This is a genomic window from Cronobacter sakazakii (assembly GCF_000982825.1).
Classification (GTDB): domain Bacteria; phylum Pseudomonadota; class Gammaproteobacteria; order Enterobacterales; family Enterobacteriaceae; genus Cronobacter; species Cronobacter sakazakii.
This window is the reverse complement of record NZ_CP011048.1, coordinates 65,804-79,351: the sequence shown is the minus strand read 5'-3', so window position 1 is coordinate 79,351 and position 13,548 is coordinate 65,804. Positions and strand designations below refer to the sequence as shown.

The 13,548-nt window shown below is 57.0% G+C and carries 14 protein-coding genes; 7 read left to right on the top strand and 7 right to left on the bottom strand.

The genetic code is table 11. The features are described 5' to 3' along the window. Positions 1–534: 534 nt before the first annotated feature. Positions 535–1,770, bottom strand: coding sequence for an MDR family MFS transporter (locus CSK29544_RS21695; RefSeq protein ID WP_029039506.1), 1,236 nt, complete (start codon positions 1,768–1,770; stop codon positions 535–537). A gap of 239 nt (positions 1,771–2,009) precedes the next feature. On the opposite strand from CSK29544_RS21695, the gene eitA reads away from it, so the two are divergent. From eitA to eitC, 3 genes are read left to right on the top strand one after another with little or no spacing between them, the layout of a single operon-like run. Next, complete coding sequence (gene eitA, locus CSK29544_RS21690; protein WP_007873268.1) at positions 2,010–3,017, top strand: siderophore ABC transporter substrate-binding protein EitA; 1,008 nt, start codon at positions 2,010–2,012, stop codon at positions 3,015–3,017. After that, on the top strand, positions 3,017–4,057 hold the full coding sequence (locus tag CSK29544_RS21685; protein WP_007896822.1) for a FecCD family ABC transporter permease: 1,041 nt from the start codon (positions 3,017–3,019) through the stop codon (positions 4,055–4,057). Before eitA ends, CSK29544_RS21685 begins: the two co-directional genes overlap by 1 nt. Then, the gene (gene eitC / locus CSK29544_RS21680; RefSeq protein ID WP_007896826.1) at positions 4,054–4,812 is read left to right on the top strand and encodes a siderophore ABC transporter ATP-binding protein EitC; all 759 of its coding nucleotides are present in this window, start codon (positions 4,054–4,056) and stop codon (positions 4,810–4,812) included. Before CSK29544_RS21685 ends, eitC begins: the two co-directional genes overlap by 4 nt. A 74-nt stretch (positions 4,813–4,886) precedes the next feature. Here the strand turns inward: eitC and CSK29544_RS21675 are convergent, their stop codons facing one another. The 3 genes from CSK29544_RS21675 to CSK29544_RS21665 form a co-directional block, all read right to left on the bottom strand. Further along, positions 4,887–5,132, bottom strand: coding sequence for a YmjA family protein (locus tag CSK29544_RS21675; protein WP_007896828.1), 246 nt, complete (start codon positions 5,130–5,132; stop codon positions 4,887–4,889). A 117-nt stretch (positions 5,133–5,249) separates the two neighbouring features. Continuing rightward, positions 5,250–5,771, bottom strand: coding sequence for an SMI1/KNR4 family protein (locus CSK29544_RS21670; RefSeq protein ID WP_007896834.1), 522 nt, complete (start codon positions 5,769–5,771; stop codon positions 5,250–5,252). Between the two features lie 158 nt (positions 5,772–5,929). Then, entirely contained in the window at positions 5,930–6,262 is a 333-nt protein-coding gene (locus CSK29544_RS21665; RefSeq protein WP_234004315.1) for a hypothetical protein, read from the bottom strand. 327 nt (positions 6,263–6,589) lie between these two features. Here CSK29544_RS21665 and CSK29544_RS21660 point away from each other — a divergent pair, with 327 nt between their 5' ends. Genes CSK29544_RS21660 through dsbG form a run of 4 tightly spaced genes read left to right on the top strand, consistent with a single transcriptional unit; the run spans position 6,590 to position 10,167 of the window. Next, on the top strand, positions 6,590–6,850 hold the full coding sequence (locus CSK29544_RS21660) for a DUF2534 family protein (protein ID WP_007780653.1): 261 nt from the start codon (positions 6,590–6,592) through the stop codon (positions 6,848–6,850). Between the two features lie 44 nt (positions 6,851–6,894). Then, entirely contained in the window at positions 6,895–7,353 is a 459-nt protein-coding gene (locus CSK29544_RS21655) for a hypothetical protein (RefSeq protein ID WP_007896840.1), read from the top strand. A gap of 46 nt (positions 7,354–7,399) precedes the next feature. Then, on the top strand, positions 7,400–9,421 hold the full coding sequence (locus CSK29544_RS21650) for a protein-disulfide reductase DsbD family protein (protein ID WP_007896842.1): 2,022 nt from the start codon (positions 7,400–7,402) through the stop codon (positions 9,419–9,421). Further along, positions 9,418–10,167, top strand: coding sequence for a thiol:disulfide interchange protein DsbG (gene dsbG, locus CSK29544_RS21645; RefSeq protein WP_029039507.1), 750 nt, complete (start codon positions 9,418–9,420; stop codon positions 10,165–10,167). Before CSK29544_RS21650 ends, dsbG begins: the two co-directional genes overlap by 4 nt. 33 nt (positions 10,168–10,200) lie before the next feature. Here dsbG and tssJ read toward each other — a convergent pair whose 3' ends face one another. Genes tssJ through tssF form a run of 3 tightly spaced genes read right to left on the bottom strand, consistent with a single transcriptional unit; the run spans position 10,201 to position 13,524 of the window. Next, complete coding sequence (tssJ, locus tag CSK29544_RS21640; protein WP_007896846.1) at positions 10,201–10,728, bottom strand: type VI secretion system lipoprotein TssJ; 528 nt, start codon at positions 10,726–10,728, stop codon at positions 10,201–10,203. Further along, positions 10,709–11,806: a type VI secretion system baseplate subunit TssG gene (gene tssG / locus CSK29544_RS21635; RefSeq protein WP_032975935.1), complete on the bottom strand. Its 1,098-nt coding sequence runs from the start codon at positions 11,804–11,806 to the stop codon at positions 10,709–10,711. Before tssG ends, tssJ begins: the two co-directional genes overlap by 20 nt. Further along, a complete protein-coding gene (gene tssF / locus CSK29544_RS21630; protein WP_029039510.1) occupies positions 11,761–13,524 on the bottom strand; it encodes a type VI secretion system baseplate subunit TssF in 1,764 nt (587 codons plus the stop codon). The genes tssG and tssF overlap by 46 nt, the downstream gene beginning before the upstream one ends. Positions 13,525–13,548: the final 24 nt, after the last annotated feature.

Genomic DNA, 13,548 nt, shown 5'->3' with positions numbered 1-13,548 from the left:
AAGTATGGAGATATTGTCAGGAAAGTATCAGTAAAGGTAAGCCTGATTAAAAACACAAAAATAAAGCCATATGTGGATTGAAAGATGAGACCGGTTTCAGAAACCAAGAAAATTCTTAAGCGTTTCTAATATTATTCTGCTGTTTTTAACCATTCATAAAAAGTAAAGAGAGACGGCAGACATCAACGCCTAGCATGTGTGTGTTTATGCGCTGCGATCCGTCACTCCCAACAGTCACGTCCTGGGATCCCGGCGCGCCCTGCGGATGATAACTGGCCTGATAATTTGCGCCTGAACGTTCTCTTCAGGCAGCCGACGCTGCACACTGGCGTGTGCAGCGATAGATTAATTTTGTTAAAGATCAGTTACCGTTTGACCTGTTCCGCTAACGCGTAACCGTAGTGCACACATAGCATTTAAAGAAGCCAGCCGTTGTGTGGTTTCCCCGCCGCCATAGCGGGTTAACAGCCCACGGAACCGCTTAAAACGTGACAATGTCACTCAGCGGGTAATTTTCCTTCTCTCGACTGCGCTTTAGCCCTTCGGGGCGTAGAAGCGACACAGCACGGCCATCGCCAGCGCGCTGCACAACGGAAAGACTGCCAGCAGCAGCCACGGCACCGCTGCCTGCGGGCCAGGCGTCAGCGCGTTATCCAGCGCGTCGCCCAGCAGAAAATTGCCGGTCAGCACCGCCACGCCGCCCATCGAGGCCAGCGCGCCGTAGTGCGCGCCGAGATTACGGCCCGCCGCGAAACGCGGAACCAGATCCATCCCCACCGGAACGATAATCATCTGACCCAGCGTCAGGAGCGTCACCATGCATGCTGCAGGCAACAGCCTCAGCCAGCCCGCAAAAGGCGGGAGCGGGGCAAACAGCGCCACGCTGACAAACGAGGCCGCCAGCAGCCCGAAACCGAGCGGTAACATACGCGCCGCCCCGAAACGGCGCGAGATCCGCGCGAGCGGCAGTTGCAACGTGATAATCAACAACGAGGCGAGAATAAAGAGCGGCCCGAGCGCGGCATCGCTGCTGCCGGAGCGGCGCAGCTCCACCGGCAACGCCAGATAAAGCTGGTTATAGCTGTAAAGATACGCGCTGTAGGCGAGGATAAACGCCACAAAGCGCGGCTGATGAAAGGTCTGCCACCAGGGAACAATCTGCAGCGGCCCGTCGCGATGCGGCGTGCGCGGCAGCAGTATAAACAGCGCCACCAGCGCGACAATAAATACGCCCGCACCCGCGAGCGCCATCGTTTTAAAACCAAACCCGGCCATCAGCGAGCCAAGTACCGGGCCGAGCACCGCGCCCAGTTCGCCACAGACGGCAAAAAGCGCAAACCACTCGGCGCGGCTGCGTTTGCCTTCCGCTTCGCTGCGCGTGCCGGCCTGCGCCAGCAGCGATTCAATCGACGGAGAGAACAGCGCGCCGCCAACGCCCGTCAGACACGCGCCGAGTACCACCGCCCACAGCGAGCCGCCCAGCGCCAGCAGCAGATAACCCGTAATTCGCACCACGCAGCCGCACAGGATAATGGCGCGCGCGCCGTAGCGGTCGGAAAGCGCGCCGCCCAGCAGAAACATGCCCTGTTGTGAAAACGTGCGCAGCCCGATGATAGTGCCGATAAGCCCACCGGAGAGCAGCATGTCATCGCGCAGATAAATCGCCAGGAAAGGCACCACCGCGTAAAAACCGATGTTAAACACCAGCTGGCTGGCGGAGAGCAGATAAGGAGAAGTATGCCTCGCGGCATGGGGTGCATGAGTGGACATGAAGACCGCATAACTGTTCAGAAAAAGTGAGGGCTCTCTTAAAACATATTTGCGCCGTCTCTGGCAACTTTCGCCTGACGAAAACCGTCACCGAGACGATATTGACTTCCCGCAGGCGCCCCGGTATAAGACCTCCTCTTAAGAATGATTTTCATTTGCATAATACAAATTCTAATTTGTCCGGCCCGTAACCATTCCCGTGCGGCACGCGGCGATAAAACACGTTAAGGTTGATGTTGATGAATGCTTTAGTAAAACACGCGCTGGCGCTCTGCCTGCTCTGCGCCGCTTCGGTACCTGTTCTTGCCACACAATACCCGCTGACCCTTGATAACTGCGGCATGAAAGTCACCTTCACCAAAGCGCCGGAGCGCATGGTGGCGCTCGGGCAGAACACCGCCGAAATCATGCTGCTGCTGGGCCTTGAAGACAAAATGGCCGCCAGCGCCTTCTGGCCGACAAAAGTATTGCCGCAGCTCGCGAAGCAAAATGAAAAGGTCAAACTGCTGACGGTTGAGATCCCGACGCTTGAGTCAATCCTCGCGCAAAACCCGGATTTTGTCGCCGCGCAGATTCCGTTGCTGTTAGGCCCGGACAGTAAAGTGGCGAAGCGTGAAGATTTCGCGGCGGTGGGTATCAACAGCTATCTGTCGCCTGGCGTTTGCGTCACGAAGAAAAACACCGGCGATATCTACGGCAGCCGCAGCCAGCTGTGGGATATGACGTACCTCTATAAAGAAATCGACGATTTAGCGAAGATTTTCAACGTCGAGGCGCGCGGCGAGGCGCTCACCAAAGATTTCAAAGCGCGCGAAGCGGCCCTGAAAGAAAAATTCGGCAAAAACCATAAAAACCTGTCGTATCTCTTCTGGTTCTCCAGCGCGTCGCCTTCCTCTGACGCCTACGTCGGCGGCAAAAACGGCGCTTCGGGTTACATCGCGCATCTGCTCGGCGGCCACAATGCCGTCACGTCTGAAAGTGAGTGGCCAACGCTGAGCTGGGAGAGCATTATCGCCACCAACCCGGATGTGATCGTCGTTTCAAGCCTCGACCGCAACCGCTGGGCGCTGGATAACGCCGACGCCAAAATCCAGTTCCTGAAAAGCGATCCGGCGGTCAGCCAGCTCGACGCCGTGAAAAAGGGCCATATCGTGGTGATGGATGGCCAGGCGATGAACCCGACCATCCGCACGCTCTACGGCGCGGAGCAGGTGGCGGCGCAGCTTGAGAAGCTCGGGCTGAACTGATGGCGGACGTCTCTTTAACCGTCACCCGGCGTCTGCCGTCGTTCATCCTGCTGGCGCTTTCTGTCGCCGTGCTCGCGTTGGTGATCGCGCTGAGCGTGGGCATCGGCGAACTCTCCATTCCGCTGCAAACCACCTTTGCGGCGGTGACTAACAAACTCGGGCTGACCGCCGTTCCGCTTAACCGCATCCATGAGACGGTTATCTGGGATTTTCGTCTCAGCCGGGCGCTGGTGGCCGCATGCAGCGGCGCGGGCCTCGCCATCTGCGGCGCGGTGCTGCAAAGTCTGCTGAAAAACGCGCTGGCGGAACCTTACGTGCTCGGCGTCTCCGCCGGGGCGTCGACCGGCGCGGTGTCGATCGTGGTGCTCGGCATCGGCAGCGGGGCGGTGTCGCTCTCTGTGGGCGCGTTTACCGGGGCGTTCGCCGCGTTCGCGTTCGTCGCACTGCTGACCAACGGCGCGCGCGGCGGTAATGAGCGTACGATCCTCGCAGGGGTCGCCGCTTCTCAGCTTTTCAACGCCATCACCGCCTATACCATCAGCACCGCCGCCAGCGCCCAGCAGGCGCGCGACGTGATGTTCTGGCTGCTCGGCAGCTTCAGCGGCGTGCGCTGGCCGGAATTTCAGCTGGTGCTGGCGGTGGTCGTCATTGGGCTGGCGGTCTGCCTGTGGCACGCCAAAGCGCTGGACGCCTTTACCTTTGGCGATGACGCGGCGGCCTCACTCGGCATTCCGGTCGGTTACGTGCGCCTGATCCTCTTCGCGGTAACGGCGCTGATGACGGCGGCTATCGTCAGTATGGCGGGCTCGATTGGCTTTGTCGGGCTGGTGGTGCCGCACGTGATGCGCTATTTCTTCGGCCCGCTGCATCGCCGGTTGCTGATCGCCTGCGCGATGATGGGCGCTATTCTGATGGTGCTCGCGGATATCGCCTCGCGCACGCTGATAGCGCCGCAGAGCCTGCCGGTGGGCGTGGTGACTGCGCTGGTTGGCGTACCGTTCTTTGCGATGATCCTGTATCGCTCAAGGAGATTCTCATGAGCATCCGCGCGGAAAACATCAGCTGGTCGGCGGGTAAAAAGCGCATCGTGAATAACGTGTCGCTGAGTGTGCCAACCGGCCAGACGCTTGGCCTGCTCGGGCCGAACGGCTCAGGAAAATCATCGCTGCTGCGCATTCTCGCCGGGCTTCGCCGCCCGGATGCGGGCCGGGTGCTGCTGGACGATGGCGATATCGCGCGGCTGTCCAGGAAAAAGCTGGCGCAGCGCGTGGCGTTCGTTGAACAACACGCGATGACCGATGCCAATATTCGCGTGCGCGACGTGGTGAAACTCGGGCGCATTCCGCACCATTCGCCGCTCTCGTCCTGGACGCACCAGGATGACGAGATTGTGCGCCAGGCGCTGGAGCGCGTGGATATGTTCGACCGTCGCGACGACGGGTGGCAGCATCTTTCCGGCGGCGAGCGGCAGCGCGTACATATCGCCCGTGCGCTGGCGCAGTCGCCCGGCGAGATTTTGCTGGATGAACCGACCAACCATCTCGATATTCATCATCAGATGCACCTGATGCGCCTCATCAGCGAGCTGCCGGTGACGAGTATTGTGGCGCTGCACGATCTCAACCACGCCGCGATGTTTTGCGATGCGCTGATTGTGATGCAGGGCGGGCAGGTGGTGGCGAGCGGCACGCCGGATGAGGTGCTGACGGAGGCGATGCTGCGCGAGGTCTTCAAGGTGGAGGCGCGCACTGAGGTTTCACCCCATCACGGCAAAAAGCACATCCACTTTGTGTAATCAGAAACCGTAACGTAAAACGGCCCCGTAAAGGGGCCGTTTTGTTTTCGCAAAGGCTGCGTAGCGCAGAGGCGTTACTCGTTGCCCCACTGATTCAGGAAGTTGGCGATTTCATCGATACGCCCTTCAGAAATACCCGCTTCCCGCGCCATCTCATGCTGCGCTTCTTCGCTGATTTCTTCGTTGTTCATCAGACGGGTGATTAACAGCTGGAAGTAGTTCGCCAGGCGGTCGCGCTCCGCATCGCTTACCGGCAACTCCGTTTCCGTCGCGTACTCGTCAGCGATGTCATAAAACTTGATAGGAATATCATTACTCATAGGGCGTTCCTGATGGTGGTGTTTATGCCTGCCGGGACAGGGCGTTATGAGTAAGATAGTACCATTTCTGGCTGCGCGCTGGCGCGGGAAATGGCGAAGCGGCGTCAGTAATGGCTATCACAGATCACGCGTTACCTGCATTCCCTGAGCAAGCGTATTGTCGATAACGCTTTGATAGAATTGCGTAAATGAATCGCTCAACCTGTAAAGGTTCCCGCACTCATTTTGCTCGGGTATCTCAAAATCCTGAAGAGTATCTTCCGCATGCAGATGCGTTCTGTCCCAGTAAAACAGGCCTTGCTGGTGTTCTCCATTCAGCATCAAATAATAGTTACCGCCCGGATCGTCGCCGATGATTAATTTGCTGTCGATAAAATCCAGTTCACTGAATAGTTCTTCATTATTATACTCAATATCATAGTATTCATTTTTAGTTCCTATCCCAAACAGGGCATTGAACGCAATAGCGCCCTCATCGACACCGCCATACGCTAAATTACAATAATCCGGGCTTTTAACCACAAAGCCATTATTTAACAGAAGGAACGTTTTATAATCTTCAGGCAAGCTGATGCAGTATGTTTTTTCCAGCCGCTGGATATCCGCTTCTGTAATCATTTTTCCACAGGAAACCGGCATACTTTTCCTTCTCTGAGTTAGGGTGACTGGCTCTTTCAATCTATCAGTAGAGATATTATCTTGAAAGTTAAAGATAAGTTCACGCCAGATTGCTTTAAAATACTATAAAAATGCCGCTTCGCTACTGCCTGTTTTCATCAACTGCAACCCATTGAATTTCAATCCCAATCCGTGTTCGGGATCCACATCGACAGAAAACATAAATCCAAAACTTTTTTCCGTCTCAGGAGAAAGATAAATTTTATCAGGAGAAGATTTTTTGCAGCGCAACCATACACTCGCTGGCAGTATTCGCTGGCTTCATCAGTGATTTTCTCAAGAAAAGCATTTTGATTCTTAATAAGAAAATGAATATCAGCCTGATATTTTTTATCGACTGTATCAGCATCCAGATTTATGCACTGGACAGGGTTTTCGCCAAACGCCGATAACACCAGGTCAACGGAAATTCCTTCATCATCCTCATAAAACGTCAGTTCTGGAGCTGTCATAAAATGCTTTTCTCTTTGTCGTTTACGCTGTTGATAAGCGCAGGAGCCGGCTTTGTGATAAACGTTTTATAGTAAGCATGACATGGAGAAGAGTGGCAACTGAAAACCGGAAATTATCGGCCACAATATGGTTATTTAACATAAGATAGATTGCGCGCACTATTAAACTTGATATCGACACCGCGGCATCTGCCTCCAGACCGTAACATTCGTCTGCCATTTACGATACACTTGCGCCACTTTTCATTCTCGCTCTTTATGCAACCACATGGCGTCGCCAGCAGGTACAAACGCCAAAACACCGCGGGAAAACAAATCGGAGAGATCATGCTGGAAAAACTGCGTACCCGTGACGGGAAAAAATTTCTGACAGCGCTGGTGATTGTCTTCATCACCGTACTGACAGTCGTCTCCCGCGTCACGTTTGAAGGCGTGGAAGAGCAGTACAACATGCCGATGGAGCACTGGAGTGCGTCGATGTTTATCATGCAGGGTGCGTGGGTGCTGATTTACAGCGTGCCGTTCTCGTTTATCATCTCGCTTCCCTTCGCGTTCTATTTTCTGGGGCCGAAAGACGATCGCGGCTGAGCTTGCCTGCGGGCGGGTTTTATTGCCGCGCTGAATGGCTTTGCGTGAATTGTCATGATTACTTTACAAAACAGCGCTTGCCCGATAACCGGGCGCTCACTATTCTTTTGCCGATGATGACGACCGCAGGCTCCGCTTACACAAAAAACCAGCAACTGAAAGCAACACTGCTTTTGGTCATTGCCTGTTGCGTGATGCTGATTTGCCTGACCCAGCGCGCCAGCATTCTGCATCAGATGCAGGTCAAGGCGGCTGAGATCAGCCTCGCGACGCAAAACAGTGGTCATGAAGCGACCACGCCGTCGCTCTCCCCGTGTGAACTCAGCGCACACTCACTCCTTGCCGCGCAGCCGCTCCACTTCGACACCATCATTCTCTTGCCCGGCCTGCTGGTTATCCTGCTTGCTGTGCTGGTCACCGTGAACGTCCGCGCCCTGCCGGATGCGATCCCGCGCCCTCCGCTATTACGAATACACCTTAAAAACTGCGTCTTCCGTGAATGACTGACCGGGTTCGTCCTGTTCAGTTAATTATTCATGGAGAAAATAGATGAAAATGCTTTTCAGAAGCCTGTGGCTTCTGGCGCTCAGCATGTCTGCGGCCTGGGCTGCGGACAGCGGCTGGCTGCCACCCGCGCAGTCTTCCCACGCCCATATTCAGGTACGCAGCGACGCGCCCGCCGATGGCAAAGTGCGTCTGCTGCTGGCTATCACGCTCGATAAAGGCTGGAAAACCTACTGGCGAACACCTGGCGACGGCGGGTTCCGGCCCGTTATTGACTGGTCAACACCAGCGCAGACCACCTGGCACTGGCCGCAGCCGGTGCGCTTTGACGCCGCCGGGTTCAGCTCGGTCGGCTATCATGACGGCGTGACCTTCCCGCTGGAAGTCACTACCACTGAAACCGCGCGGCTGCGCGGCACGCTGACGCTATCGCTGTGCAGCAACCTCTGCGTGGTGAACACCTTCCCGCTGGATGTCGATCTGGCCGATGGCCCGTCGCCTGGTTTTGATGATGACTGGAACGCGGCAATGGCGACCGTTCCGCCAGACACCGGCAACATTACGGTGACGAATGTTGCCGCGCACGGTTCAACGCTCAGCCTGACGGCGACCTCACCCGATGGCTGGCCGCAACCGGCGCTGTTTGCCGATAACCCTGACAACGTGTCGCTTTCGGTGCCCGTGCTGGAACCTTCAGGCGACACGCTCACAGCACATTTCACCGCCCTCAACGAACGTGGCGAACCCACAGACGCCAGCCGTATTCAGGCGGTTTCGCTGGTGCTCAGTAGTGGGGTTACCAGCCAGCAGATGACGGTAAAACCGGACGGCGCGCCGCTGTTCTGGCAGGCCACCGCGGTGGCGCTGCTCGGCGGGCTTATTCTGAACCTGATGCCCTGCGTGTTGCCGGTGATGGGGATGAAGCTCGCCTCGCTGATGACGCTGGCGCAGGCGGACCGTCGCCAGACCCGCATCCGCTTTCTCGCCACCAGCGCCGGGATGATTTTCTCATTCCTGGTGCTGGCAGCCATCATGAGCGCGCTGCGGCTCTCGGGCGCGTGGACGGGCTGGGGATTTCAGTTCCAGCATGCCGGATTTATCGCCACCATGGCGGTCGTGACCTGGGCTTTCTGTTTTAGCCTCGCGGGCGTGATGGAGATCAGGCTGCCCGCCGCGCTCACTACCCGGCTCGCCACGGCGGGTGGCCAGGGCGTGGGCGGCAGTTTTCTGGAAGGCGCCTTCGCGACGCTGCTGGCAACGCCCTGCACTGCGCCCTTTCTCGGCACTGCCGTCGCTTTTGCGCTGGCCGCGCCGTTACCGGAGCTGTGGTTGATTTTCCTCGCGCTCGGCACCGGCATGAGCCTGCCGTGGCTGCTCGTCAGCCTGAGGCCCGGCGTGGCGCGCTGGCTGCCGCGGCCCGGCCCGTGGATGAGTAAGCTGCGCCTGGTGCTGGTGCTGCTGATGCTTGGCTCCAGCCTCTGGCTGATGTCGCTGCTGGCGAAGGAATGGGGCGCGCGCTACGTTCTTATCGCAGGCGGTCTGATGATTGCGCTGTTTCTCTGGCGCTGCGCAGTAAAACTGCCGCGCCATCGGGAAAACCTGCGAACGCTGGCGTTCGGCGTGCTGTTCGGTGCCGGGTTATACGCGTTTCTGGCACCTGCACCGGACGGCCGCCGCGAAGGGCCGCTTCACTGGCAGCCCTTCAGCCAGGCGGCGCTTGATAACGCGCTTGCCGCGCATAAACGGGTGCTTGTCGATATCACCGCCGACTGGTGCCTGAACTGTAAGGTCAATGAAGTGTTGGTGCTGCACCGCCCCGATGTCGTAGACGCGCTGCATCAGAATGACGTGGTGCTGTTACAGGGTAACTGGAGCAAGCCATCTGCGGAAATTGAAGCATTTTTGCGCCGCCACGGCGCAAGCGGCATTCCGTTTAACGCCGTGTTCGGCCCTGCTATACCGGATGGCAAAGTGCTCTCCTCGCTGCTCAATAAAACGGAACTGCTTAGCGCGCTGGATAACGCCGGCGCGGCCACCTCTCAGACAATGAATAAGGACAGACAATGAAAAAGTTACTGACGGCGGGCGCGCTGCTCGCGGCTTTCCACGCGCAGGCTGATGATTTACCGGAGCCGGTAAAGCAGCTGGAAAAACAGGGCATTACGATTATCAAGCCTTTCACCGCACCGGGCGGCGTTCAGGCATGGCTCGGTAAATATCAGGACACCGGCGTGACGCTTTATCTGACGCCCGATAAAAAGCATGTCATCACCGGCTATATGTATGACGCGCAGGGCAATAACCTCAGTGAAAAGCTGATTAACGACGAGCTGTACATCCCGGCCGGGCGCGAAATGTGGAAAACGCTGGATCAGGCGAAGGGCATTCACGAAGGCAGCGAGCAGGCCGCGTGCAAAGTGGTGGTGTTCGCCGATCCGTTCTGCCCTTACTGCCATAAGTTCTGGGAGCAGGCGCAGCCGTACCTCAACGATAAAAGCATCAGCCTGAAAACGCTGCTGGTGGGCGTGATCCGCCCTGACAGCGGGCGCTACGCCGCCGCGGTGCTGGGCTCCGACGATCCGCAAAAAACCTGGCAGGATCTTGAAAACTCAGCAGGGAAAAACAAACCGGCGCTGCCGGAAAAAACGTCGCCTGCGGCCTTTAAGCAGATTCAGTATAACCAGCAGCTGATGACGCAACTTGGCGCAAACGGCACGCCAGCGATTTATTATCTGAACAAGGACCGACTGCTTCAGCAGATAATCGGCCTGCCGAACGCGGAACAGATGGCCGATCTGGTGGCCTGTAAGTAATAAAAAGGGCCACTTTTGCGGGTGGCCCTTTCTTTATTTGTCGTTAACCGGCTGAAGCGTGAGGCGATTATTGCTGGCCTCAATAATTCTCGGCGTATCCGGTTCGAGATCGTCGCGTGACAGCACCAGACGCCAGCTATCGTTGGTGTCGTCAGGGGCCATAAACATCCCCGCCACGGCCACATACTGCGCCGTCTCCTCCAGAGGCATATCCAGAGTGAATGATTCTCCCGGCCGCAACTGGATATCTTTTTCAGCGACCAGATCCGCTTTAATGGCCTGGCTGTCATCGGCGAATAGCGAGGGGTAATCAGTGCTGTCAAACGCCTTACGGTCTTTCAGCTGGTAAATACGCACGACCGTCGCCAGCGCCGCCCCGCTCTCATTGTTATTGACGCCTTCCCTTGCCCGAATATCCAGATGCAGCGTTTTTATCTGTCTGAAGAACAGCGAGCGGGTCACTGAGGCGGCGCCGTCTGTGACTTTTTGCGTCAACCCACAGCCCGCCAGCACTGCCATCGTCAGCATTACAGCCACCACTTTACCAGCGGTATTCGCCATCTTCATCGCTCTCCCTACGGTGAATGTTTTCCTGAACCTGTTCCCAACGGCCCAGAGGAATGGTAATCATCTCATTATTGCGCCGCGCAGCGGCATTAAGCGGCTTCAGCAACGCCGTGCGGCCCAGTTGCACGGGATATTCCGGCTTACAGCACAGGCGGGCATCCGCTAATAAGTGCCGCGGTACGCGCAGCTGCATTCGCACATTAAGGTGCACGCCGAGATAGACGTGCAGTAGCGCGTTAAGATCGCGGTTAAGCTCTCCCTCAGGCAGCCAGCCCCGGTCCTCTTCGGCATCGTCAGTGGTGAGCATCAATAGGACCTGACCATTAACGTCGGTGGCGTAGGTTCCCATGACGGGACGATGCTTCAGGCTAAGCGGCTGCCGCATACTCATTCTGGCGGACGCTTTCAGCGGAACACGGCAGCGGTCGTGATGAAATACCGCAGCCTGCGTTTGTGGCGCAAGAAGCCTGACCAGCGCGCCCAGGCCTTCTGCCGTGCGTCCGGGCAACATCATTACAGGCAACAGCGCCAGAAAACGTGAAAGTGGCGTACCCGCGGCAGATGCGCAGCCAGGGATGCCAAGCCCCACGAGGCCGAGCAGATACTGTGAGGTGTTATCCACTCCGCCTGACTGAAAGGTGGCGGGATACGAATATTTTCGCCAGATGCGGTAGTACTGGGCTATTAACCGGTGATTAAAGATATCGAGAAAATCGCACGTCGCCTCGTAGCCTTCCCGCCGCTGCGCGATGTCGTCGATATACTGCGTCGGCAACGGTGCCTCAATACCATAAAGCCCCATGAAAGTGATACGTACTGTCGGCGGGAGATGCGGATGTTCGCTGGTCTCTGAGCCGCGTATTTCACCAGCCGGAAATCCCATACCCGGATGCGGGCGAAAACGTACCGGCTCATGGCGAAGTTGCCAGTCGCTCCCGGTAACAGGAAGCCCCGGATGGCTTCGCTCAAGCCACTGACAAAACCGATAAAAATTCATATACGGCAGCTGTTGCCGCGTCTCTTCCTTCAGCCGGGCAGGCGCGGACTGTGATTCTCTTTCCAACGGATACATTTCCCTTCTGGCTGAACAATAAACGTTAGCTGATTAAACTGGTTCATATCGGCATAGCGCGCGAAGAAGCGGTTGAGCATTTCCCCGAAGAGGTGGATATCGCCTTCGCCCGTAAAACCGTGACTGTCGAGCGTGACTTCGATGTCGAGCCCACGTAAAAGAAAACCGTCTTCAAACCGCTGAATGCGGTAGTGATTTATCGCGAGGATCGCCTCCAGCCGACGGTTATTCAGTTCATCATCACGCCAGTTGTACAGCGCCAGCGTGCCGCGAAGCACTTCTGCGTTGCTCATCATGTTGATAAATCGTGTGCCCAGATGACTCATTACTCGCCAGTGGAAACGGTCCTCGACGGGGGGATACGCGGGTAGCGTTGGCTTACACAGATTACGAACGGTCAGTGGCGTTTCCGTGACTTGTTCACAACGATCCAGCAGCGTGCTTTGCAAAGCCCGGCGCGGCAGTTGTCCGTTGGTGCAGGTGATGCGCAATGAGATGGTTTCTTTCTCCAGCATCCGATCCCTCTCCCACTTCTCGCCGCCCAGAATAAGCCAGGTATCATGCATTCCGGTGACGCCACGCTTTACGCGGGTGTGGTAGTAACGTTCAGGCGCGTGACGGCGCATCATGCCGCCCTGATGACGAAAGCTGGTGAAAGGCACATACCGGGCCTCGCCGGTTCGGCCCGATCCGGTGACCGCATCCACGGAATAAATTTCGGTATGCCCGTCCTGCAGGCGCTTCGGACGCAACAGATATTCGTTTTCCAGCCCGTTTATCGTCAGCGGATCGGCCTCCAGCGTGAACAGGTTAATGACCGGCACACAGTGCAGGCGCAGCGCGCTGTCGGTGACGGGTAAATCGGCCTGCCAGAGCTGGCTGAACACCACGTCGATGTCAAAATGCGACGTTCCCGGCGGCAATGTAACCCCTTCAAGACCGTTAAGATGAACGAACATAAACTTTTCACGAAAGGTGAAGTACTCCAGCAAAAGCTGCCAGCCGCTGAAGGCGCTATCGCCTTTCGGCCATAGCATGTCGTCGTCGCCAAACCCGCCTGGAGAAAAATAGCCATCCAGTTTTATTCGTTCTGTCTGTCCCGGCAGCCGCAGATAGAGAGCCGCCTGACGTTTAGTCAGCATGAAGTGGAGCGCATTGCCCGTTATGGCGTCCTCGCCGAGATACATCGGCAGATGGCGCAGATCCACCTGTCGCCAGTCGGCCTGTTCGCTGCAGGCGAAACGGATACGCAGCACGGAACGCCCGTCAGGCTCCACGGTCATGGCAACCTGTGATATCGCAAGCGGGTTCAGCGTCACATCACGGGTGGTGCGATAGCGGCACACGGTATGTTTAGGGCCTACCGGGCGCGAATAGATCTCCAGCCCGGCAGGGACCGTTTCCGCCATTTTCATCGCCGATAATTGCGGTGTCAGCGCCACGACCGACAGCGAGGGCACGGTGCGCAGATAGTGCGGCCACAGCATACTGACCAGCCCTTCGGTGAGCTCCGGCAAATCGTCGTCAATCTTCTCGCGAAGACGTCCGACCGAAAACGCAAAACCTTCGAACAGGCGCTCGACATACGGATCCGGTGTCCCGGCTTTGTCGAGATCAAGCATTGCCGCCCGGTCAGGGTGCGTTTGGGCAAACTCTTTTGCTGCCTCGCGCAAATAGCGCATTTCAGCGTCAAAATAACGCAGCGTTAAATCATCCATAAATAACCGCTATGACATTTCAGA